Below are 22949 nucleotides of genomic sequence, written 5' to 3' on the forward strand. Positions count from 1 at the left end.
CAATCCTAAATCAATTATATGCTGGCAGCGTGCTGAGAAATGGCGCGGGTGCGCTGTTTAAAAATAATCACGCTTATAAAAATTAAGCTAATGGGAATTAACGACAGGTAAAATGCGTGCTGACCACTAAAATGCTCAAATACGTAGCCTGTGATCATTGAACCAGTTGTGCCTCCAAGTGCTGAAAATACAACGATTAACCCTGTCATGGCAGCATGTTGGTGCTTTTCTAATGCGCTGAGCATTACCGAATTTAACACTGGATAAATTGGCGCCATAAAAAAACCAATGAGGGGCAAAACAAATGCAGCCAGTGGTGCATCAAATAGGCTAGTGATTGCTGTATTAGGCAGGTTTTCAGTTAGGGGTAACGTTATAATAATAAGTAATGCCATGGCGACTAAGCATCCGCACAGTACAAAAAACCAATTAATATGTTTCAGTACCTGCCCCGCAACTAAGCGACCAAACGCTAACGCCGCAGCAAAAATACTCGCTAACTGAATACTTATAGCCACAGGCAGTTGTAAAACTTGGTTATTAAAGGTTGGCAGCCAAGTACCTACACCTTGTTCAATAAGGACATATAAAAATGCACTTATAATAAAAATAAGCACCAAGGGCTGATACGTTAATTTAAGCATGGCTATAAAGTCACTCAAACTAGAGTCAGTTTTATTTTTATCGATTGCCGGCGCAATCGGTGCAATAACAACACTTAGTAATACAATTAAAGTAAGCGCAGCTAACGCGTAATAAACATTGAGCCACGCATTGCTTTGGCTTGGGTCTATAAAGGCGGTAAAAATCCAATAACCACTTAATACACCCACCATAAAAATGCCTTCGATGGTGTTTAAAAGTGACGAGTGACTATTCGCATCTTCGGTTACTTGGCCAATAATCGAATAAACAGAAACTTTGACTACCGCAAAGCCACAGCCTATCACTGCAAATAGCACTTTAAACATATAAAATTCGCTGATCAGTGCGGTGCTTAAGCACGCTAATGCAACGACCGCTAAAGCCCCTAACATTGCGAGCTTATACCCTAATCTAGGAATGAACGAGGCAACAACAAAAGACATTATCGCAATTGATAAGTCTTTAAACCCTTCCAAAACAGACGCCTCAGTTTTGCTAACGCCCAGTGTATTTATTGCCTGCAAAATGACTGTTCCTACGCTATTTAATAATATTGCGAAAATAAAATAGCTTGCAGCAATTGCTAGTGTGATTTTTGTTTTACTCATAGCTTGCCTTACTTATAACGCAGTGCGCCATAATGATTAAAGCTAACACCTTTGGGTAATTAGCGTGTGTGTTTGTGTCAGTGAATGTTGAGTTTAGTGTAGAATAAAAATCAATGCAATCGTTTGCATTTTAAGTTTTAAAATTTGTATCTACCATTCATAAATCAGCGTTTACTCGATTGGCGAGTTATTAATTCTATATCAATAACTTGAGATTCAACTTTTTGACCCATAAATTGTTGCATAAGCTTTTTAACTAAAAGTTCAGCCGCTAATTGAGTATTTTGTTTAATTGTTGAAAGCGACGGATGGCTAATATCTGCCATTGCTATATCGTCAAAGCCCACCAATGCAACATCGTTAGGGATACTGACATAGCGCTCTTTTAACGCCTTCATTGCACCTAAGGCAACCATGTCGCTACAAGCCATTATTGCATCAAAGTAGAGCCCTTTTTCGCGTAATAGACTATTAATTTCTTGATACGCCGAACTACTCGTAATATCAATAGAAACAACGTGCTGCTCTAGTTTATGCGTAGATAGCGCAGCCACATAACCGCGGTGTCTTTCGCTAATTTCACCGTGCTCTGGGTCGCCTAAAAATAAAATATTTTTTGCACCGTGTTCGATTAAGTGCGCAGTGGCTTGCATTCCACCTAGGTAGTTATCACTGCCTACAATAGGGTAGTTACTGGGTGTTTTAGGGTCTCCCCACACCACCAAAGGGATCCCCGCTTTAGCAGCCGCCTCTATATTGCGCTGATCTTTACCCTGCCCAACCACAATAATGCCATCGGCCCTTCGACCATTAATAAAGTAATTAGCCCAATCGTGCTGTGCCATTATTGAATTAGACAATAAAAGCTCTAGCCCTTGTTGATTAAGTGCAAGATTAATTTCGCTAACCACTTTAAGTAAAAATGGATCGCTAATCGATTGTTCGGTTTGTTCATCTAAGTTAATGATAACAGCAACAACATTTGTTTTTTGCGTTCGCAAGCGGCTTGCAGCGGTGTTTAAACTAAAATTATGCTCTTTAGCGAGTTGTTTTAATTTATCGCGTGTTTCTTGTTTTATTAACGGGTTGTCATTTAAAGCACGCGAAACCGTAGAGGTAGACACCCCTGCCAGCTTTGCTAAATCAGCTAATTTTATTTTTTTGTTATCCATGAAAACCCTGAGCCGCGTTGTATTAACTAATGTTTAATGTAACTAGCTGACAATATAGCATTATTAATTTTTTCTGGCTTGCCTCACAGGCTAAAAAAGCCATACCTAGGCTTTTACGCTCAATATTTCTACAAATATAATTCATAAATAATTTACAAATAAATATTGCAAACGTTTGCATTAATCTTTAAGGTTTCATCATATACAGCCTGTTTACATAAAAAATTTGTATACAGCGCAGTAAAAAACACACTGTTTAACACACTAAAAACGGGATCACACATGACATTCAATAAAGCAAAAAGTACATTAGCGTGCGCTATAACTTTAGCCTTGAGCTCACACGCCACCTTTGCACAAGAGCAAGCACAAGAAACCAAGGTAGAGCGAATTGTTGTTTCGGGCACACCTACCGGGGTCGGCATCAGAAAAATTGATGCAGGCTACGCTGTTACAAATATTGATAGCCAGCAAATTATTAAACTTTCACCTAAAAGCACTGCCGATCTGTTTAAAGCCGTACCTGGGGTTTGGGTAGAAAGCTCAGGGGGTGAATCTGGTGCCAATGTATTTGTACGTGGTTTTCCTGGCGGCGGTGACGCCCCATTTTTAACCTTAAGTATTGAAGGGTCACCCGTTTACCCAGCCCCTACATTATCGTTTTTAGAAAACTCTTCACTTTTTAGAATTGATGAAACGATTGAGACCATGGAGGCTTTACGCGGTGGGCCAAACCCTGTTTTATCAAACGGCCAACCGGGTTTAACAACTAACTTTAGGCTAAAGCGCGGTGGTGAAGACACCGAAGGCTTATTTAAATACACAACATCTGATTACGACCTACAACGAGTAGATGCTGTTATTAGTGGTGAAATTACTGACGATTTATACTTTATGGTTGGCGGCTATGTAAAAAGCTCTCCGGGTATTCGTGATGCAGGTTTTACCTCTGAGAAAGGCAGCCAATTTACCATTAATATCACTAAAGATTTAGATAACGGCGAGCTTAACTTTTATACCCGTCAAACAGATGACCATGGTGCATGGTACTTACCTACCCCACTTAATATTGAAGGGATTGACGCAGAATATACCCAACTTGGCACGTTAAACCGCCAAGCAACCATTTTTACCGGCCCCGATGCACAAGCACACGATATTGACTTAGGGGATGGCCGAGGCTGGGACGGCCATGTAACAGGCGGTAGCATTAAACTAGAGCTTGATAATGGTTGGCAATTTTCTGACCGCTTTAATATAACTAAAGGGGATGCCAATACATACGGGTTGGTGCCAAGTGGCTCAGCAACCACGGTTGGTGCAGTTGCCGATAATGGGCAAACCGCATTTGGTGCAGTAACCAATACTGAGTACGCAAGCGACACCCCAATACAACAACTTGGCCGCTGGGTTGTTTTAAAAGAAATTAGCTCATTTACAAACGATTTAGCGTTTTCAAAGCAATTTGATAATTTATCAGCCACGTTTGGTTACTACACAGCTAGTACATCGGCAAACGATTGGTGGAGTTTAGGTAATACGGCTTACCACGTACTAGAAGCCGGCGGCGAGTCGCTAACTGGCATTGAGTGTAATCAAAGCACTGATGGCTGCGATTTTAACTACGATATTAGCTCAACAGGTGATGCGCGCACCAATGCGTTTTATGTAACAGCTCAATACAAATTTGCCGACGACTTTACATTAGATGCAGGCGTGCGCCACGAAAGTCATGAAGTAGAATACAGTGTTGATGAAGACCTTGATGGAATTATTACCAAAACAGTTAACTATGATGAAAGTAAAACATCGTGGACAACGGGGATTAACTATTCAATAAACGATGACATGGGTGTATTTGCACGCGTAAACCGTGGTTATAAAATGCCTTACTTTGACGACTTTAGAGATAACTTTAGCGCTTATGAAGGCGGCGAAAAGCTAATTAAAGAAGTAACCCAAGGCGAATTTGGCTACAAGCTAATTTCTGACTCTACAGACTTTTACGCTACCTTGTTTGTTAACGAAGTAAAGGGCGATACATTTGTACGCCGCCCAGGTGTACCTGCAGAAATTTTAACAAACGAAGCGTACGGTGTTGAGCTTGATTATAACTTTAATCATCAGTCGGGTTTTTCGGTTAATTTAAATACCACACTACAAGAAACCGAAATAACGCAAAGCCCAACCAATGAAGGAAATGAATCTCAGCGCCAGCCAAAGTGGCAAGTGCGTATCACACCTAGCTACGACTTTGAACTACAAGGTATGTATGCCACGTTATATGGCACACTGTCGGCTGTTGATGACCGCTTTGGTAACAACGAAAACACGGTGACTCTTGATGGCTACGAAAAAGTAGACTTAGGTTTAATTTTAGAACCTATGGAAGGCATAAAACTACAACTGGCCATTGATAACTTAACGGATGAGCAAGGTATAACAGAGGGCGACCCACGTAATGCCGATGCCCCAAATGGCCGCTATATTATGCCACGCACTACGCGCTTTAGTGTAAGTTATGCGTTTTAAACACACTTAATACTAAAGGGAGCTTGGCTCCCTTTATTTTATTTTTTCGTTTAGTTTATTAAGCGCCTCTACCGAAAAGCCCCTATCGTAAAAATGTAAAATTTTACCTTTGCTATCTATTAAAACAACGCGAGTATTGTTTGGGTTTTTATTACCTGTAAATTTTTGCACAGCTTCACCATCTTCATAAATAGTGATTACCCCGCCCCAAAGCTCTTTTGGTATACCCTTGCGCATACCGCTGTCTATAAATGTACTAAACATACGCGGGGCCATACCTGCTATGGTAGGCAGTTCGTAAGTGGGTAATGTAACCCCTGTCATGTCTAAGCCAATTAACCAACGGTCTATGTCAAATTGGCTATCTTGTTTATAGCCAATGAGTAACAAGGTTTTATCGGCTTTAAAATCACTCGGTATGGTTACGCTTTTCTCATCTAGGCTTTGGCCGCTAATGGTTGGAAACTGCTTACCGGTAATTTGCTGATTTGGGTATTGAGCTGAGCACGCACTAAGCATTAACACCATAAATGCGCTGGCTATTATTTTAATCATTTTAAAACCTTACACTGTTATAAATATCATACTCATACGTGTATGAGGTAAAACACGTTTAAACCGTTTGCAATTTTAAATACGCTTTAAACTCTCGAAGTGCCATGGGTTTGGCATATTTCCAGCCTTGGCCATAATGTACGCCAGCTTGTTTTAGTATGGCTTCTTGCTCATTTGTTTCTATGCCTTCTGCTACACAGGTGTAGTTAAACTTACGTACCAACGCCATAATATTGGGGATCATTGAGGCCTTTAAGCCTTGTGTTGTTATGTCTTGTACAAAGGTGCGGTCAATTTTAAGCTGATGAAAGCTCAAGTTTTGTAGATTTTTTAAGTTAGAGTAACCCGTACCAAAATCATCTATCGATAAATTAAAGCCCGCCTTAACCAGCCTTTTAAAGTGGGCATGGGCAACTGTTGAGTCTAAGTATTCGTCTTCTGTTATTTCTAAACAAATAATAAAGCGCGAATCGGTGAGTGCCGGTATGTCTTTTAAAAGCGCAATATTGCCTGTTTCTACATCGTAGGGAAAAATATTAATAGAAATTTTAAAATTGCGCGGTAATGCCTCAACGGTGGTTAGCTCATAAAGTACTTTTTCAATCATGGCTTGGGTAAAGCGCCACGTTAAATTGGTTTTTCTGATAATAGGAATAAATTGATCAGGAAATAAAACGCCGTATTTATCTTCAAAACGGGCCAACGCCTCACAGCCAACCACTTTACCCGTTTGCAAACAAATAATGGGTTGGTAGGTCCAATAAAATGAGCCCTTTTTAAGGCCTTTGCGCACCCGCGTAATAGTTGAGCGCCTAGCCGCTAAGCTATAGTCAATTAACAGCCCACTTGATACACCCGCTAACGAAATTAAAATAAGCGAAATAATCAATAAAAATTGATTATCAGCAAAAAATTGGCTCCACGGAAGTTGTGCGGCTGCGCAGTACCCGGGGTTATTAGTACTGCATTTAATAATTGATTCATAAGGTAAAAATGAGTGATTTTTTACCTGCTCATAAACCCCTTTAGCCCCCGCTAAATGAAACGTCTCGCGCGTGTTTTTATAAAGTACTTCCCATTTGGTCGATACAATTACTTTATCGTTAAAAGCGCGCGTATCGACTATTAAATTGTAATTACCTTGCCTTACAATTATCACTTCCATTGCTCGGCCACTAAACAAAAGTAAATACAATTGTGGTTCGTACCTTACGCGCACAGGTTTATTATCGTATTTATCAATTCGAATGTAGTCGGGAGGATTATCGGTAATTGTAGCTGCCAGCTTTCCAGCACCGGTGGTGCAAACCAGCTCATTATTTGTAAAAAAGCCAATATCTATCACGTATTGTGCATCAAACAACGCGCGGCGCATTTCTATCAATGTATTGTTATTACATTGTTTAGCGTTTGCGTTATTTAGGCGGGTTAAAATTTTTCTACGTTCTGTTGCGGCAGCATCTATGTGTTGAACAATATAATTTGAATCTCGCGCTAACTGCCTACTTAGCTTTTGTGCAGCAAAGTACATCAGTGTGCTAGCACATATAATAAAAACCACGACACCGCTTAATACTGCAATTAAAGACCTACGTTGATATTGTTTCATAACACCTTTTTAAAGAAGCTGTGTGTGAGTCAGGTGCAATAATAATTGCATATCTGGGCATAAAAGCAATCAAGCTTGTAAAATAATTAAAGCAAATTACGTTTTTAATTTATTGATTTGTTTGCATTATAATTGCAAAACCAGGTGGCTGAGTATATCGCTAAGCTGCTTATGGCCTTGGCTATTTAAATGTATACCATCGCTCCCTAGGGGGGCGTTAAGGTGTGATATATCAACGTAATTAAGCGCGTGCTCGTGTGCTATACGTTTAAAGAGAGCGTTTAGGGGCAATAACTTTTGATTACAGTTTAAATAAATATGGCTTAATCCATGCTGAGGGTTAATAAATAAAGGACCAATAACAATTATGTTTGGTAAGTTAGCTGGCGAGTAAAATTGCTTAATAGAGCCAATAAAATGCGTAAGGCCGGTGGCTATATCTGCTGGGACTAAGTTAAAACGCTTTTTTAAATCGTTAGTGCCAAGTGCAATAATAAGCGTGTGTAAAGCGTGTTGCTGCAAATCGGGTTTTAAATAGCGAATACCATTAAGCTCCCCCGTAAAAGGCGGGTTATTCACAAGCGTACGGTTTGGCTGCCCCGACTCTATTACGCTAAAGCTGCTGCCTAGCTGTTGCTGTAACCGCGCCGTCCAACGGGTATTTTCATCATAGCGCTTTCCTGTTTCGGGGTTTAAGCCCCACGTATTAGAGTCGCCAAAGCAGAGTATATTTTTTGTTATTTGCGTCATTAAAATGGATTAAGCGTATAGCCTTGTTGTTGAAGTTGTGCGTGCGCGGTCATCGCAGAAAGCGACATTTTTACGCCATCAATGAGCAATTCAGGCGTTACTTTAAAGTGAGTAGCCGATTGCCCGCACACATACACCTGAGTGTTATTAGCAAGTAGCTGCTCAATTAACGCTTGGTTTTTATTATCAGCACTAAAGCGTTTTTTATATTCGCTGTTAGCTAACACATCAACGCTTGCGCTGCCGTGCACAACTAATGCAAGTTGAATGTTTTCAGGCTTTACACCATGCGCTACATGCATGTTAATAAAACGCGCTAACGAATTTATTGAATTATTTTGCTCGCCTTTTTTAGCACCATCGGCAACATCAAATGCTATTTTAAATACCGTAGAGCTATTAATTTTGTCATGCTCGGGTACATTATAATAATTACCAAACCCGTTAATTGGTTGCTCATTAGCATTAATAAACGGGCTAAAAAGCAGCACTAACCCTAGTAAATATTTCATAAAACAATCCTGTGTTTTTAAGCGTATTACTAAACTACCAGAGACAACCAAAAAAGGCTGCAATTTAAGCAACCTTTTGGGTACTTTTATGGTGATGATTAATAAACTGCATACCTAAATAACTAAACGTATTTTTAAATTGCTCTACAAAACACGCCGGCGCTTCAGTTGATGACGCATTAGAAAGCACTGAAAAATGCTTACTACGCAGCGTTCGTAATTTTGGTTTTAATGCTTCATCGTCCATGTAGTCGGTTATTCTATCAATAAATAACTTCATTTGTACCGTGGTGCTGTACCAATAAACGGGTGAGGCAAACACCCAGTGGTCATACTTTAATAGTGCTTCAAATACAGCGTAAAAGTCATCGCTTTTATAGTTTTTGTTATAACAGTACGGCGCTATTTTATAATCATCTAAACATATTATCCTTACATCGTTTTGCTCAGCAAAGCTGTTAACGTGTGCCTGCGTATTACCATTTTTACGTGCGCTTGAGTAAATAATAACAGTGCTGCGTTTAAGTTTTTGTTGCATTTAGTTAGCTCCTTTTTTAATGTTGAAAGAAGCTTAAAACCTCAACTTATATTGAGGTCAACCGGAAATTTAAAACAATGCCAATAGATCAAAAAAAACTAACCGAGGCTAACCTAACCGTAGGTTATGTCGCTAAGCGCAGCGGCGTAAAAGTATCAACCCTACACTTTTACGAAACAAAAGAACTCATACGTAGTTGGCGAAATAGCGGCAACCAACGTCGCTATAAAAAAGATGTGCTGCGCCGTATAGCCGTAATAAAAGCCGCACAAGCCATGGGAATAACACTTGATGAAATTAAACACACCCTGGCCACATTACCTGAGCAGCGCACTCCCACACAAAAAGACTGGTCAGCCCTTTCAAAGCAATGGCAAGCACAGCTTGATGAGCGCATAGCGTATATGCAGCGCCTACGCGACCGCGTAGATGGCTGTATTGGTTGTGGATGTTTATCTATGAGTAAGTGCCCTATTTATAACAAAAATGACCACTTAGGCGAAAACCAAAGTGGTGCTATTTTGTTAGAGCGAGATTAAGATTTAAATTAAGGTTAATCTAAGCCGCTAAGCCCTTCTCTTGCAGCTCTGTATAAAGCGCCTAGGGTTGAGTCGAATACAGATTTTATAAAGCTATAAGTCAGCTCCACCGCTTTACTAATTACTTTGCCTGCAAACACTAACATATGCCCTAATAAACCTAAGGTTTGTGTTGCAAACGAGGCTGACGCTTTAGCTATTTTATCAAGCGTTCGCGCCAACATATCGTAAAAAGTGAGCCCGGTTCCAATGGCTGCTTGGGCAGCAACTGCGCTGTAATAGCCTGCATCTTTTAAAAGGGTAATTAATGCAGCACCTAGTTTATCTGCCCAATGTGAGGTAAATGATGCTTGATTTCTGTCTTCAAATTTTAAACGCACAGGCATGTTTAAAAAGTGATTAGCTTGTATAGTTAAGTTGTTCCAATTATTGCTATTGGCAGTGTTTAAGTAGCCAGGCGTACCAGCAAGAGTATGAGCAGCACCTTTTAAACCTTGCCCACTATCTAAACGTATTTCTTGCCCATTGTGCGGAGCATGTGAAAAAGGCCATAAAGGCACTTTAGCCACTGGGTCTGCCCCATGTGTACAGCGGTAAATTTTATCGATTCTAGATGTTGCTGCGCGAGAAAAGTTTTCAAGCCCAACACGCGGCGAACCAAACGTATATAATTTTACAGGAAGTGAATACTCAGCTTTGATCCAATCAGCAGAAAGCGTCGCTAACGCACCACCCAAGCTGTGGCCAACTAAATGAACGCAACCCGTTACTTTATCTTGAATATTCGCTGCTATAAACTCTTGCAGCGCAGGCTTCATACTATAAAAAGTCTTATTAAAACCAGCATGCACCATACTGCCATTTGACCCACCACTCACACCAAAGTGCCCATCGGTTAATCCATCTCTTAGCGAGTTAGTTCCCCGAATAGTTATAACCGAATCGCCCTCATACGCGCCGAGCCCATGCCCTACTAAAGCAAAGCCTGTGCTTAAATTAAATAAATGAGAAAAAAAGCTGCCCGTTACCCCTTGTACTGCACCTGGATTAACTGAAAAATTAAAATTGTCGCGCAAAGAGGCATGAAGTGTGCGATTGAGTAAATTAGTGGTTTTAATACTTTTTGCTTTATAAGCAAGGTTTGCTAATTGTACGGCTTGAGTGGGTGTCAAAGTATTCATATAAGTTCCCTTTAAATAAATAGTTAAAGTTTACATGATGTGTATATCGCAAAAGTGTGGCTTGTATCTTCTTTAATTGGAATATCGTAAGTTTGTGGCTCTTGGCCAATATCACACTCTAAGTGTGCAAGAAGTGCTTTAAGTGTATCGCTATCTTCATGAATTGAAACAAGTGTGTACCACAAAACAATCCCTTCTGGCGTGCCGTTTTCTAAATAAATATGTTGAACCAACGAGTCGTTATCAAACATATTAGAAGGTTTACCTGTTTTTATTGTTTTTTCTGTGAAGGTAAAATAACCCTGTTCATCTGTTGTGGTTTCATCAACGTATTCATCGCCATAGGTAAGTGAGCGCATCACTTTAGTGTTTGCAACTGGCCGCCCATTATCTAATAACTGCCCTTTTACTGGAGCCGATAAATAAAATTCTTGTTTATTAAAAAAGCCAAACATATCTGCACAAGCCTGTGATGTAGTAAAAAAAACAACGGCAATAGAGACTATTACCAATACAAAAATTTTTAAGCGCGATAAAAACAAAGCAAACTCTCTCCCAAGGCCTAGCTATAAACTACTTAATATATATGGCTAATTAATTACACCAGCCATATTGATACTGAAAAAGTAAGGGTCTAATTAGGTACAATTATATTGCATGTTTTTTAACCAAAAAACAATCACTAATCTAATTATAAAATAGTGTATATATTAATTTACCAATGCCACTAAACATGATGCCGCCCATAAGCAAAAAAGCATACATAATACTAATAGCTCCGGCTGAAGGATCGCTCTTTTTATCAATTTCTATGCATGCCGTACACACAACAAAAAATATAAAAAAGTTAGCTATCACACCTAAAATAAAAGCATTGCCAAATAACGGTGATACGCCAGCTAAAACTGCACCCAAAATTAACAGCGAGCCTGAAGTTGAATGTTTATCAAACCGGCTTTCAATTATTTTTATAGCTAAAGTGATTAACATAGATAGTAAAAAGTATAGCGTTGGCCAAAACTGATAATATAAATACCCCCAGTTTAAAAGCTCACCTGAAGTTGATGAATAAGCTTGCTGGCCTATGTCGGCCGCGGAACCATTCGCGGCATTTTCGCTAAAAAGATACCCTATCCCACCAATAATTAATTTTATAAGCCAAAAAAATAAAAAACTGGCAATAGTAAACCCGATAGCGTCATCCCTTGTTAATCGTTTTTTAGCTTTGCTTTTTACAATAATGGCGAGCATTAAACCTAGTAGGCATACACTTCCTAAATAAAGTAACGCCTGCCAAAAGTTATCAGAATAAAATACAGCTAACCCTGGTGCTATAAAAAGATACATAGCATCTTCGTTATCTAATGAACGGCTTGGAGTACTCCGATCTGACTCTTTAAAAAGAGCTAAATATACAAATAAAGGCTGTAAAAACAGCATTAAAATACTCGTGGTGATAAGGCTCATAGATCATCCTTGATGAGAAAAAATTAATGCAGCACTAGTGCTGCATTAATATTAAAAATTGAGTGTGTAATTATGATGGGGGTTATAGGTTTATTTTTTGAAAGTATGTTTTAAGTTTTAAAAGCCCTGACTCAAGTTCAAATTTTTGTATTTTAGGATTTTTGAATTTAAACCCATTAGAAATATGGGTATTAATCATCGTCGCCATACCCTCAAAGCCAGCTGGCGCACTAGCAACTAAATCGCTCAACAAGGGCATGATAAGCACTTGATGCTCTTCTATTAAAGTTGGGTCTTCGTAAATATCGTAAACAAGGTTAGTTAATGTTTGTTGGTTTTGTTGTTCCATATCATTTCTATAGCGCCTTAGCTTAGGCGTTCATAGCTCCCTAGAGTTCTAAATTGAATAAAGGTAAAAAAAATTATTACTTTTTGTTCCTTCGGTTACTTTTTGCCATTTCTTTTTCGACAGCAGCACGAGCGTCTTTTATATCTTTAAAAAAATCATACTGATATTTAATAAGACCTTGGTATTTTTCACCTTTAATTAAATAAAAAGAGAGCAACATAAAGGCTATATTGCTAACTGTTGCAATATAATACCCATTACCTTCTAAAATTATAAAAGTCGGTAAGCAAATCACAGCTAAAAATAAAGCATAGAATTTTAATATATTTGCGCAAAAAAAAGAGCCTTGGCTTACTTTAAAATTTATAAGGCAAAATGCTACCCCTGTAGAAAATAAAATTCCTAACAGCCACTCAGGTTCTGTATCAAAGTATTGCATTAACACAGTCATTCCGGAGTATACAGTACCCAAAAGTAAGAGCACTGTTACTAATAGAAACCTTCGTAAAAGCTTCCATGGTGGAAATAATAGAAATACCTCATCGTTTTTAGACACTACTTACTCAACTCCTCATATACTTCAGTTGCAAGTAAAAGCTAAACTGTGCCATAAAAATTTTTAGATTAAGAACCTATCTTTCCTAATAAATTTATTTTATTTAACCCATAAAATAGAATTTTACTGCTGTTAAATTTAAATTAAACGCATAAAAATCGCTGCATGATGCAGTTGTGATTTATTACTAAAGTTTCACTATAATTGATTTAGTTTTATGCGAGTAGCTTTCGCCCTGTATATATTTCTGTGTAAGTACAGTACCTCTACACAGTTTATGCCAACGAATAATGGTCACTTTATCATTCAGCTTTTTTGTCATCTACATACAGAACCAAGTGAGTATGGTTACTAATAACAGCATAAGGACCACATCAATACAAAATATCTCGGCTAACTCAAGCAGCTTATCTTCAACCCAGCCTCGTCGATGTTCATAAGATTGACCTGTAAAATGCTCTTCACCGCACAAAAAAGCACGCCGAACACAACGCGAGATACAGTGGTAATATTTTGTATCAGCCAAACTTCAAAATTAAGATGAGTGCTAGTTTATTCTGCCATCTAGTTTATTCTGCCAATTAACACCCACTATTTAAAGTGGGTATCATGTTATTTATTCTAAAGGTGGGGCTGAATAGTTACGATGCACTTTAAAATCATCAATAGCAGATAGCTTGCTAAAACTTGAATCATCACAAGTCCAATATTCTTTTTTGCCATTTTTTTGTATGGTGACTGATTTTTCCTCTGTAACCGTATCAAACTCTTCACTGTAGTAATCACTTACTACGACGTCACCATTAGCTTGCGTAAAAGTCATACTATGCTCTGTAACTAAAGAGCGGTGATAACTGGACTTACTTATATCACTGAGTGAAATGGAATTGATGAGGTTGCTTCCATCAACATTAAACGCCTCCAATTTAAATGTTCCATTCACTTCACTAACAACAATTTCGACTGGCTTAGGTGCATCAGCTTGACACTTAAATATAATCTCAGCCTCACTTTGAGTCGCATTACATGATGCAACAAAAAATAGCGGAAGAATAAATAAAGCCTGAAAACGGTTATTTTTTATCATATTTTTCAAATGCCTTTTGCAGTTTAATATCGTATTGGTTCTCCGCATATTTTGACCCATTATAGCCTTTGGCAAATGCAGCCCAATTTAGCGTGAGCAGGTGTTTCTCTAGGCCTTTATGTTTCACAAAGTTAACAAACGCATCAAGTTGCTTTCTTTCAGAGCTAAACATTGTTCGTACAAACTCCTCAACATTAGAAAACCCTGATGCACGATAGTTAAAGCCCATAATTTGAAAACGCCCCCAAGAAGCTGATTTTAATGCCTCTGTTGAATTTAGAGTCATAGCCTCTTCTAGTCTTGTGTATTCTCTTGTACCACCTATGTATAAACTACGATTCCAGTGTCTGCTAGATATAGATGGATGACCCTGATCATATATATGATTTGTATAGCGAGAAAATATATGTGCTTCATATAAGATCTTTGGTTTACCATTGGAAAAAAATGCATCACCAGATGATTCAACATCGGCGACAGCTTTAATAGCTGCAACTTTACATCCTAGTTCCTTTGCAATATCTTGATAATCCGATTCTGATAGTTTTTTAACATCTGTAGAGGCAACTGGTAGCTTAAAGTTATTTTTAACTACAAGGGTTATAAGCTTTTCGTTAATTTTTCTATGGGTGCGTCCATTTGGATCTATTTTTCCATCTGGGCGTACCATGTTTACCACTTTGCTTTGAAACAACTTAATAGCCGCTACTGTTTTAGAGTTTTCAGGGCGTGAGCCTAAACGACCGTCTACGGTAAGTTTTCTAGTGGGCGCTATGAGGTAAAGAAGTGAATTTAAAGCGGTTTGTACGGTTTTTACATCGTTTAAATTGTTAGCGCCGCCCAATCCAACAGATTGAGTTATTCTGATTACTGCCATCGAAGCATCCTTTTCTTTAATGTTATATTTTTAATTACAATGTATTAGTAGTAAATTAACACCCACTATTTAAAATGGGTGTCTAGTTTATTCCGCAAAATACACAGAAGGATGCTTAATTATGTGTATTTAACATGCCAATCACACCCGAGTTTACGACTTAAGACAGCCCGTCGAAGACGTAGGTTTTAAAACCTGAATGGGTGTTTGGGCACTTAAGTCGTAACATACGCTTATCCTGTATGTACTTCACTTATAATGAAACAAAAAGCGCACGCTAACCAAGGTTAACCAGATAAAGACTCGAGGCTTAATCTCGCTTGGGTGAATATTTTTTAGGTCCCTTGGTACGAATCTCATTAGGAGCATGGCGCATGATAACCATGACACCATAGCTCGAATATATGTCAGTACCTTTGCTTTTCAGCAAGCTTGTGACGCATCATTACTGTGAAATGGGATACATGATAATAAAATAAAGGCATCAATTTTGATGTTTATACATTAGCTCGTCTTGACTTCAGGGGTGCGTCCATATATGTCTTGTTTATTTTTATGTTATATACAGTAGTAATAGTTTGTATCAAGCAAACCTACTTGACACTTACTTGCGAATGCCATAAAACACCCTGCTAATTTTTCACAATAATTAAACAGTAGTCACTACTTAAAGAGCAAAATTTAGGATGGGTGTCTTGTTTATTTTTAATTACAATGTGTTAGTAGTAAATCGACACCTACTATTTAAAGTGGGTTGTTATTATTTATTCTGCTATTAAAGTGCGTTGTTATTCTATTCATATAAAACGGAATATGCTCCATCATCACCTAAAACTAGAGCCCCAAATTCATCGAGCATACCCGTTCCGTTAAAGATAAGCCCTTCTAATTCACTAACAAATTTTAAAATAAATTTATAACTAAAATCAGAGTATTCGGTAGATGATTTGATACTAATTGAAGAATTACTCTCTGATAAATGTTGCTGTATAAACTCTTTATTGGAGATTGCATCTGTTTCTATTCTCCTAAAAAAATTATAAGCACCTATAATAGATTTGGAGACTTTATCTCCCCCCTGCTTTCTAATTAAAACATAAAAATCTATATATTCTTGTGAGTGAGTAATTCTGTATCTTTCACCTAAACTGGAATCATTATCCAATTTCTCTAAACTTACAACATCACTAACAGTACTGTCTAAGTAATTAGCAACCACATCGTAATTATCCAACTTACAAAAAACACTACATTGATTTGTCTCTAAAAAAGCATTCATTTTTTTCTACCTCCAGTTTCAGCTCTACCGCCATGATGACCTGTTTTAGCATGAATATCCTCGTCAACCAACTGTAATGTATCTTCACCATGATGATGCCAAGTATAATCACTTATTTTAGGTGATTCAGTATCAATTTCAGTCAACTGTTCTTCTGTAAAGTTATCTCTAAGTAAAGGATTGTCTTTTAATTCATTCTTTAATTGTTTAGTTGCTTCTCTAAACTGCTTATCATCACTAGTTTCTGGTCCGACCATATTCTGAGGCAACTTAGCATCATACATTGAATCAAAAATAGGCTGGGCATCTGCATCAAATTTGACTCCTGTCACTTCATGTGACTCACCAGTGATAGCATATTTTGATCCTCGTTTAAGCCTTCCATTATGGAATAAGTGGGGGTGTGTTTCTTGTGTTATTTCGGAACGTTTAAATTTTTTCTTTTTAAGACTTTTATCTGGCATTCCTTGCGATAGCCAATCTTGGAGTGTTCCTTCTCCACCAGTAGCTTTCCACATTCTAAATTGTATATCTTGCTGAGGATCAGTAGTACTCCACTCATCACCATCTACTCCAACTGCTTTATAATAAACCTCATCGCTATATTTAGAGTAGGTAGTTCCATCAGGCGCAGTCAGTTCCTCTAAAGCTCCACCCGTTGATGAGCTATATGCTAGCAAGGATACTGTACCTACGGCCTTTGCTAACCAAGGTGCAACTGTCGCTAACAATGATCTTTCAGCAACAAATGAAGCATCATTAGCTGCTGCCTGAGCTGCGATTCGTACGACATTTGTGGTCGTTGGATTAGCTATCGGCTGAATCGGGACAGCCTTAGCTACGGCTAAAGCTGCTAACCCTTGCTTAATTTCTTTTGGTGTAAGGTTGCCCTCTTGAGCTGCTAAATATAATTTTTCCGAAAGTTTAGGGCTTATACACCCGGTAGCAACATTTACAGCAAGCGCATCTTTTAAGCTCTTTTCACCCTCTTCACACATCAACCCAAACGGATCTACCCAATTAACCGGATTCGGTGCATATTGATAGTGGTTTATCCCACCCACAAGCCCTATCGGATCTTGATTTATAAAGCGTTGCTGCTTGGGGCTGTAGTAACGGTAGCGGTTGTAATGTAAGCCACTCTCTTCATCTAAATACTGCCCTTGAAAGCGGATTGGCTGAGTGAAGCTGTTTTCTTTATTAAAGTCAGCACCTGATTGTGGCTCTTCATAGCCATACACATCGGCTTGGTTTTCCCATACGACTTCTGCTTTGTTATTGGTTACAAAACGTGGGGTATTCAGTTGGTCTAGGTGGTAGTAGTACACCTCACCTTGTTTAATTAGTGCTACTGGATGAAATTGATTTGGCAGGTTAATATACCAAGTATATTCACCGTGCTGGCATTCACCGATTAGCTGGTCGTTATCCCAAATGTAGTCAATTTTACCGTGCTCGGTGTGCTTGGCGATACGACGCCCGAGAGGGTCGTAGTCGTATTGCGTGAGCGTGCCGTTGTTGTTAAAACAGCTTAACTGGTTAAACGCGTTGTATTCACGGCGGGTTTTTATGCCTTTGCCGGTTTCACGTATTTGGTTACCAAACTCGTCGTAGTAAAAGTCGCTGTCGCCAAATTGTGTTAGGCGGTCGGCGTCGGTGGCACTGTTTATTGTGGTGTTGTTAATGCCTTTATTGTTTATTACTGAGTCAGCATTGCTACTATTTTTACTACTACTTTCACCACTATTTGGCGCTAACTCATTGTATTCACTATGCGTGGCGCGTGTTAAATCAATAGAAGAGCTGGCTGTATGCTCGTTACTGGCAGTATCATGTTCTATACCCTGCTCGCCTGTATCTCTAAGGTCTGCATCGCTTGTGTTTGATTGAACAGTCTGACTTTGCGGGTTACCAAAGCTATCCCACTGGTAGTGCGTGGTTGTATCAGCACGTGAGCTTGCCAATGTTTGTTTTACTAACTGACCTAAGCTGTTGTATTCAAAATTGATGTTTTGGCTGCTTACGCCTTCGTTTTTACGGGCTATAAGCTGATTTACACTGTCGTAGTTGTACGTACAGGTATCAAATAATGTTTGTGCTGGGTGCGTGAGCTGTTGCTGCATTAAACGGTTGAATACATCAAACTGTTGAGTAAGGGTTATGCTGTTACCAAACTGTTGGGCTTTAATATTACCTTGGCTGTCGTAGCTTAATGTTACAAGCGGCTTTGCAAGTTCTACCTCTTTGCTGTTGGTTTGCAGTAAGTTAATGCCGCTTAGCTGGCCAAACTGGTTGTAGCTGTATTTAAGCGTGGTTGAGTCTGGCAGGGTAAGAGTTTGTCTTCTGCCGTATTCATCGTAGCTGTACTCTAGGGTATGCGCTTGTTGCTGGTTATTAACTTGCTCGGCGCACAATAGCCTGCCGCCTTTATCAAACTGCTGCTTAAGTGTTGATTGCGCATTATGTGCACGAGTAATTTTACCTTGCAGGTTATAGCTGTAGTAATTGGCGTTATTAACAATATGTGAGTCGCTTGCAAGGCTTGCATGCTGCGCAGTTACGCGGCCAAGGCTGTCGCGCTCTATTTTTACATGGCGTTTGTTGCTTTGCGTTACTGAGGCTAAGCGGTTACAGGCATCGTATTTATACTGCTGTAGCGTGCCATCAAACCCTGTTATTTGTGTTGGGTTTTCGTTCGCGTCGTAACTTATGCGGTATACGCGGCCGTCGCTTCGCTCGATGGCTGTTAAGTTTCGCTCTTTGTCGTACGTTAAATGCAGTGCGCTGCCATCGGGCTGAATAACACAGTGCGGTTGGCTTAGCCCTTCAAAGTGTTGCTCGGTGGTGTCGCCTTTGCTGTTTTGCGAGCTAATTAACCGCCCTGCTTCGTCGTAGCTAAAGTATTGATGCTGCTTATTTTCAGGCTCGTTTTCATCAAAGGCAATTGTTTGTGTAAGCTGGCCATGCTCATTGTATTTATATTGGGTGAGTAAGCCTGCGTTATTAAGTGTGGCATTTACGCGGCCTAGGCTGTCGTAGCTGTAACGTATTAACTCATCGTTATGGTGTTTTGCTAAAAGCTCGCCTTGCTCGTTCCAAATAAACTTGGTGATTTGACCATTTTTATTAATATGCTGGGTTAACTGGCCGAGCTTATCGTAGCTGTATAATGTGGTGCGGCCATCACCAAAGGTTTCGCTTTGTAATAAGCCAGCCACACTGTATTTACGCGTAATGGTTTGGCCATCAGGTAAGGTAGTTAATACACGTTGCCCAAGTTGGTTGTAAGCAAAATGGGTTTGGCTACCATCTGGCTGCGTTATTGTTTCTAATTGGCCGAAAGGTGTGTAGCTATAGCGCGTTGTGCTGCTATCGGGCTTTATTTCACTGAGTTTTTGGCCTTGCGCATTGTATGTATATTGCCAAACGTTGCCGTTAGGGTCGGTATGTTTTACCAATTTACCTTGTGCGTTATGTACAAAGTGCTCTTTGTGGCCTCGAGAGTCTATACAGGTTGTTTCACCGCGCTCAGGGTTGTATTCAAACTGGTAGGTATAGGTATTGTTATCGCCCCACTGCTTTATACATTTAGCGCTGGGTGAGTAGCTATCCCACTCAAAATGATGGCTAAAGCCACTGGCTCGGGTACGCTTTGTTAATAAGTTAGCGGCGTTATACGCGTAGCGCTCAGTTTCGTTTTGCTGATTAGTAGACTGAACAAGGTTTTTGTTTTCGTCGTACTCGTAGCTTGCAAGCAATGGCGATAGCAATTGCTGTTTGTTGTTTTTATCGGTGCAGTACGCTGCTATTTTACTTAATAAACCTTGCGCGTTGTAGCTAATAATACAGCCGCGCACTTTGTTTACTTCTATACGGTGTAGGCGCTCTTTAGCATCGTAATAAAACGCGATGCTTTGGCCTTTTTCGTTAATTATTTTTTCAAGCAGCCACGCGCTTTCGCCTGGTTTAAACGTAAGGTGTTGGTCATCTGGTGTTACAAGTACTTGCTTACCATTTGTTTGGTAATGTAGCGCAAGGTTACTACTTAACTGATAGCTTGATTGGCCAGGTTTCACTTTTTCAAATTTATGTTTAGCGCCGTGCTCGTCTTGGTACTCTAACCAGTAAGTGCCTTTTTGCTTAGGGCCCACTTTTGGCGGCGGCAAATAATGCTCTGTAAGGCTTGCCATAAAGTCATGGCGCCAACCATTACCCATTGTTGTGCATACATCAGCATGAGATGAGCGATACAAACGTCGCCACACTAATTGGCGACTGCCTGCTAGGGTAAAATCGATAAGCGGGAGAATTTCTTCGCCAGAGAGCATTGAAACCGGATCTGAGCGGCACTCTTGATTTGTAATGGGCTCTTCACTTGCGGTGTTATTACTTGCACCACCCGTATTTTTAGCGGGTGCTTGCGATGCGCTTTTACCTGATGCGGTTGAGCTTGATTTATTGCTCGACTTTTTGCCCGCTGAGCCACTATTAGTATTATCGCTTACTTGAATGGCCGACTTTGCTTTTTGGTGGAAACACGTTACTGCGCCACTTACTAAGGCTTGGGTAAGTACGCTTGCGGTTTCGCGAGCTGATGCGCTGCGTGGGCAGTTAACGCCAGCACTATTTAATAAATTAATTACGTCGAGGCGTTTGGCAGCGTCACCTGTTAACGCACCACCAATTTGAGCTATTTGTTGTTTAGCCGTTTCAGGGGTGTTTGCCACAGTTGGCGCATAACCTGACGGCGTTTGGCCTTTGCCAGCAACTAGGCAAATGGGGTAACTCGTTCCTTGTAAAACAACCGTATTACTTTGCATTAGTTGTGTACTTCCTCACTTATCCATAAGTATGATGCTGCGGCCTGATATTTTGATTGTTCTTGAGAAATCACTAAAGCGTGTTTAAAGTGATTTACAATAGCCGGGCTTGAGGTCAATTGATATAAATTGACGAGTCCTTCAAGCGCACCAATTTTACCTAATTTGTAATTAGGTAATTCATAATGTGTATGCTCATTAATTAAATTACTGAGCAATTGTAAATTAGTCAGCCATACATCACTTTGCTGATGTATGCCGTTGCCAGGTGCAAATATAAGATCTATATGGTCTTTATTATCCTGTGAGATTTTTGAAAATATACCGCCTAGTTGGTCGTGCTTTATAAAATCTATTGAAGGAGCAAATTCATGACTAGTTTGCATCCAGCCAATTTGAGCCGTTTCAATAGTCGCGAGTGCACCACCTACTCCTAAGTATACCCACTCATTGTTTTTATCGGCTTTATAGGTAGCATCAATGGCTATCACGTTTGCCTTATGCCATTTTTTTTGCACCGCCAACTGCACTAACGTATTAGCACCAACAGCGCCATAAAATAATAAGTGCTCTACATGCTCAGGGAACAACTGTTTAAAACTTTTTGCTAAAAGCTGCTTTAACTCATCTTGGTACGCAAGTGCTGGCAATAACCATACAAGTGGCAAGTTTGAGTCTTCTACTTTTGCAAAAAGTTCTTTCGCTTTTACTATGCAATCATAAATACAGGCATTCCATGATTGCCAAGTAATACCGCTAGGTGGGTTTGGGTTATCTGCATATAGCAGTGTATCTATGTCTTGCGACAAAGGCGTTGAAAAACAGCTTACGTTTACATTAAACGCCTTCATGCTTGCGCCTCTGCTTTTACATTTTTAGCCATCGATTTGTAGTAAGTATACAAATTAAATATTGCTTGGCTATAACAGTCCATTGCCGACATTTCTATTGCGTTTAACCTTTTATTAAGAGATTTTCCAGCTACAAACCTTTGTAAGCAAAGCTCCTCCTCGTATTTAGGCCAGTTTTGCTGTAACTGCTGTTTAAAAGCCACTAGTGCTTGCTGTTCAGCATTAAATGCACTTACTTGAATGTCATAGCTTACGAGTAAATCGAGCTTATCACCGAGCATTCGCCTTATTAAGGCAATAATAGCTGTTGGGTTTTCTACTTGGTTTAACGACATACACGCTAAGGGCACTAGCTTTACATAGCCACTTTGTAATAGCACATGTAACGTGTCATCTACTGTTAAAACATTGCTTGCGTAATTACTTAATGCGTTTACTTGTTCCCAACTTAGTGATAATAAAAAAAGCGACATTAACAGTGAATTAACAAGCTTACTTTTACATAGCTCATCAAACACATGTTTTAGCACTTGTATGTTTGCATTAGAGTTGAATGCACTGATAAGCGCCACTGTTTCGGCTGATGTTGCCTCTTGTTCGGTGCTATCAGCCAATGCAAAATAAATAGTATTTAAGTCAATTAATGCAATTAAATTAAAGCTGTGTTGCTGTAATAAAACTTTATAAATAACAGCCTTTGCTAAGTCATGCAGGGATGAGCTGTTGAGCAACGAGTTTATAAAAGCCAGGTTAATTGTTTGCGGTAAATTAGCCATAACCTCTATACATGCCTGCGCAGTCACATCAAGGCTTTGCTCACTCGTTACTAATGTATTAATTAAAGTTAAATCGGGTTGTGTAAAGTGTTGAGGAGTATTATTTTTTTTAGCGGTTAGCCACGTTGTTTCTAACAGCTTTTTTTTAAGTGTTTTTACATAACCTACAGAAGTAAACGGGCAGCACTGCGCCTTACTAATACAGAGCAATTGTGCTTGATGATTACTTATGTAAGTAGACAGCAA

The 22949-nt window shown here is 39.4% G+C and carries 19 protein-coding genes and 2 pseudogenes; 2 read left to right on the forward strand and 19 right to left on the reverse strand.

The features are described 5' to 3' along the window. Positions 1–14: 14 nt before the first annotated feature. Both CWB60_RS01735 and CWB60_RS01740 read right to left on the reverse strand, forming a co-directional pair. Positions 15–1253, reverse strand: a complete 1239-nt coding sequence (locus CWB60_RS01735; protein WP_138576559.1) for an MFS transporter — start codon at positions 1251–1253, stop codon at positions 15–17. 164 nt (positions 1254–1417) lie between these two features. Beyond that, positions 1418–2428 (reverse strand): annotated as a pseudogene (locus CWB60_RS01740) (LacI family DNA-binding transcriptional regulator); the annotation flags it as partial. Positions 2429–2707: 279 nt separating this feature from the next. On the opposite strand from CWB60_RS01740, the gene CWB60_RS01745 reads away from it, so the two are divergent. Continuing rightward, on the forward strand, positions 2708–4957 hold the full coding sequence (locus CWB60_RS01745; protein WP_055255504.1) for a TonB-dependent receptor: 2250 nt from the start codon (positions 2708–2710) through the stop codon (positions 4955–4957). Positions 4958–4990: 33 nt separating this feature from the next. Here the strand turns inward: CWB60_RS01745 and CWB60_RS01750 are convergent, their stop codons facing one another. The 5 genes from CWB60_RS01750 to CWB60_RS01770 form a co-directional block, all read right to left on the reverse strand. Beyond that, a complete protein-coding gene (locus tag CWB60_RS01750) occupies positions 4991–5512 on the reverse strand; it encodes a hypothetical protein (protein WP_126009363.1) in 522 nt (173 codons plus the stop codon). A 58-nt stretch (positions 5513–5570) separates the two neighbouring features. Continuing rightward, positions 5571–7121 carry an EAL domain-containing protein gene (locus CWB60_RS01755; protein ID WP_138576561.1) on the reverse strand — a complete coding sequence of 517 codons (1551 nt, stop codon included), beginning with the start codon at positions 7119–7121 and terminating at the stop codon, positions 5571–5573. Positions 7122–7247: 126 nt separating this feature from the next. Then, positions 7248–7871: a GDSL-type esterase/lipase family protein gene (locus CWB60_RS01760; protein ID WP_249318297.1), complete on the reverse strand. Its 624-nt coding sequence runs from the start codon at positions 7869–7871 to the stop codon at positions 7248–7250. Further along, positions 7871–8383: a DsrE family protein gene (locus tag CWB60_RS01765; RefSeq protein WP_138576563.1), complete on the reverse strand. Its 513-nt coding sequence runs from the start codon at positions 8381–8383 to the stop codon at positions 7871–7873. Before CWB60_RS01765 ends, CWB60_RS01760 begins: the two co-directional genes overlap by 1 nt. Positions 8384–8447: 64 nt before the next feature. Beyond that, positions 8448–8921, reverse strand: coding sequence for a flavodoxin family protein (locus CWB60_RS01770; RefSeq protein WP_138576565.1), 474 nt, complete (start codon positions 8919–8921; stop codon positions 8448–8450). Positions 8922–8998: 77 nt separating this feature from the next. Here CWB60_RS01770 and soxR point away from each other — a divergent pair, with 77 nt between their 5' ends. After that, positions 8999–9460: a redox-sensitive transcriptional activator SoxR gene (gene soxR / locus CWB60_RS01775; RefSeq protein WP_138576567.1), complete on the forward strand. Its 462-nt coding sequence runs from the start codon at positions 8999–9001 to the stop codon at positions 9458–9460. A 14-nt stretch (positions 9461–9474) separates the two neighbouring features. Here the strand turns inward: soxR and CWB60_RS01780 are convergent, their stop codons facing one another. The 12 genes and pseudogenes from CWB60_RS01780 to CWB60_RS01835 form a co-directional block, all read right to left on the reverse strand. After that, positions 9475–10641: a lipase family protein gene (locus tag CWB60_RS01780; protein ID WP_064387120.1), complete on the reverse strand. Its 1167-nt coding sequence runs from the start codon at positions 10639–10641 to the stop codon at positions 9475–9477. Between the two features lie 23 nt (positions 10642–10664). Then, on the reverse strand, positions 10665–11183 hold the full coding sequence (locus tag CWB60_RS01785; RefSeq protein WP_249318299.1) for a DUF6795 domain-containing protein: 519 nt from the start codon (positions 11181–11183) through the stop codon (positions 10665–10667). 145 nt (positions 11184–11328) lie between these two features. After that, a complete protein-coding gene (locus CWB60_RS01790; RefSeq protein WP_138576569.1) occupies positions 11329–12108 on the reverse strand; it encodes a hypothetical protein in 780 nt (259 codons plus the stop codon). Positions 12109–12190: 82 nt separating this feature from the next. Continuing rightward, positions 12191–12457, reverse strand: a complete 267-nt coding sequence (locus CWB60_RS01795) for a hypothetical protein (protein ID WP_138576571.1) — start codon at positions 12455–12457, stop codon at positions 12191–12193. Positions 12458–12533: 76 nt separating this feature from the next. Beyond that, a complete protein-coding gene (locus tag CWB60_RS01800) occupies positions 12534–13013 on the reverse strand; it encodes a hypothetical protein (protein WP_138576573.1) in 480 nt (159 codons plus the stop codon). A 220-nt stretch (positions 13014–13233) separates the two neighbouring features. Continuing rightward, positions 13234–13539 (reverse strand): annotated as a pseudogene (locus CWB60_RS20850) (hypothetical protein); the annotation flags it as partial. Positions 13540–13629: 90 nt separating this feature from the next. Then, a complete protein-coding gene (locus tag CWB60_RS01810) occupies positions 13630–14100 on the reverse strand; it encodes a hypothetical protein (RefSeq protein WP_138576575.1) in 471 nt (156 codons plus the stop codon). Continuing rightward, on the reverse strand, positions 14087–14977 hold the full coding sequence (locus CWB60_RS01815) for an N-acetylmuramidase domain-containing protein (protein ID WP_138576577.1): 891 nt from the start codon (positions 14975–14977) through the stop codon (positions 14087–14089). Before CWB60_RS01815 ends, CWB60_RS01810 begins: the two co-directional genes overlap by 14 nt. 793 nt (positions 14978–15770) lie before the next feature. Continuing rightward, positions 15771–16256: a hypothetical protein gene (locus tag CWB60_RS01820; protein ID WP_138576579.1), complete on the reverse strand. Its 486-nt coding sequence runs from the start codon at positions 16254–16256 to the stop codon at positions 15771–15773. Next, on the reverse strand, positions 16253–21076 hold the full coding sequence (locus CWB60_RS01825; RefSeq protein WP_138576581.1) for an RHS repeat-associated core domain-containing protein: 4824 nt from the start codon (positions 21074–21076) through the stop codon (positions 16253–16255). The genes CWB60_RS01820 and CWB60_RS01825 overlap by 4 nt, the downstream gene beginning before the upstream one ends. After that, positions 21076–21927, reverse strand: a complete 852-nt coding sequence (locus CWB60_RS01830; RefSeq protein ID WP_138576583.1) for a hypothetical protein — start codon at positions 21925–21927, stop codon at positions 21076–21078. Before CWB60_RS01830 ends, CWB60_RS01825 begins: the two co-directional genes overlap by 1 nt. Continuing rightward, entirely contained in the window at positions 21924–22949 is a 1026-nt protein-coding gene (locus tag CWB60_RS01835; RefSeq protein WP_138576585.1) for a hypothetical protein, read from the reverse strand. Before CWB60_RS01835 ends, CWB60_RS01830 begins: the two co-directional genes overlap by 4 nt.

Origin of the sequence: Pseudoalteromonas sp. S327, assembly GCF_005886415.1 — a bacterium.
GTDB lineage: Bacteria > Pseudomonadota > Gammaproteobacteria > Enterobacterales > Alteromonadaceae > Pseudoalteromonas > Pseudoalteromonas atlantica.

Coding starts and splice junctions, on each gene's coding strand:
- CWB60_RS01735 (WP_138576559.1), bottom strand. CDS start 1,253: ATGAGTAAAACAAAAATCACACTAGCAATTGCTGCAAGCTATTTTATT.
- CWB60_RS01745 (WP_055255504.1), top strand. CDS start 2,708: ATGACATTCAATAAAGCAAAAAGTACATTAGCGTGCGCTATAACTTTA.
- CWB60_RS01750 (WP_126009363.1), bottom strand. CDS start 5,512: ATGATTAAAATAATAGCCAGCGCATTTATGGTGTTAATGCTTAGTGCG.
- CWB60_RS01755 (WP_138576561.1), bottom strand. CDS start 7,121: ATGAAACAATATCAACGTAGGTCTTTAATTGCAGTATTAAGCGGTGTC.
- CWB60_RS01760 (WP_249318297.1), bottom strand. CDS start 7,871: ATGACGCAAATAACAAAAAATATACTCTGCTTTGGCGACTCTAATACG.
- CWB60_RS01765 (WP_138576563.1), bottom strand. CDS start 8,383: ATGAAATATTTACTAGGGTTAGTGCTGCTTTTTAGCCCGTTTATTAAT.
- CWB60_RS01770 (WP_138576565.1), bottom strand. CDS start 8,921: ATGCAACAAAAACTTAAACGCAGCACTGTTATTATTTACTCAAGCGCA.
- soxR (WP_138576567.1), top strand. CDS start 8,999: ATGCCAATAGATCAAAAAAAACTAACCGAGGCTAACCTAACCGTAGGT.
- CWB60_RS01780 (WP_064387120.1), bottom strand. CDS start 10,641: ATGAATACTTTGACACCCACTCAAGCCGTACAATTAGCAAACCTTGCT.
- CWB60_RS01790 (WP_138576569.1), bottom strand. CDS start 12,108: ATGAGCCTTATCACCACGAGTATTTTAATGCTGTTTTTACAGCCTTTA.
- CWB60_RS01795 (WP_138576571.1), bottom strand. CDS start 12,457: ATGGAACAACAAAACCAACAAACATTAACTAACCTTGTTTACGATATT.
- CWB60_RS01810 (WP_138576575.1), bottom strand. CDS start 14,100: ATGATAAAAAATAACCGTTTTCAGGCTTTATTTATTCTTCCGCTATTT.
- CWB60_RS01815 (WP_138576577.1), bottom strand. CDS start 14,977: ATGGCAGTAATCAGAATAACTCAATCTGTTGGATTGGGCGGCGCTAAC.
- CWB60_RS01820 (WP_138576579.1), bottom strand. CDS start 16,256: ATGAATGCTTTTTTAGAGACAAATCAATGTAGTGTTTTTTGTAAGTTG.
- CWB60_RS01825 (WP_138576581.1), bottom strand. CDS start 21,076: ATGCAAAGTAATACGGTTGTTTTACAAGGAACGAGTTACCCCATTTGC.
- CWB60_RS01830 (WP_138576583.1), bottom strand. CDS start 21,927: ATGAAGGCGTTTAATGTAAACGTAAGCTGTTTTTCAACGCCTTTGTCG.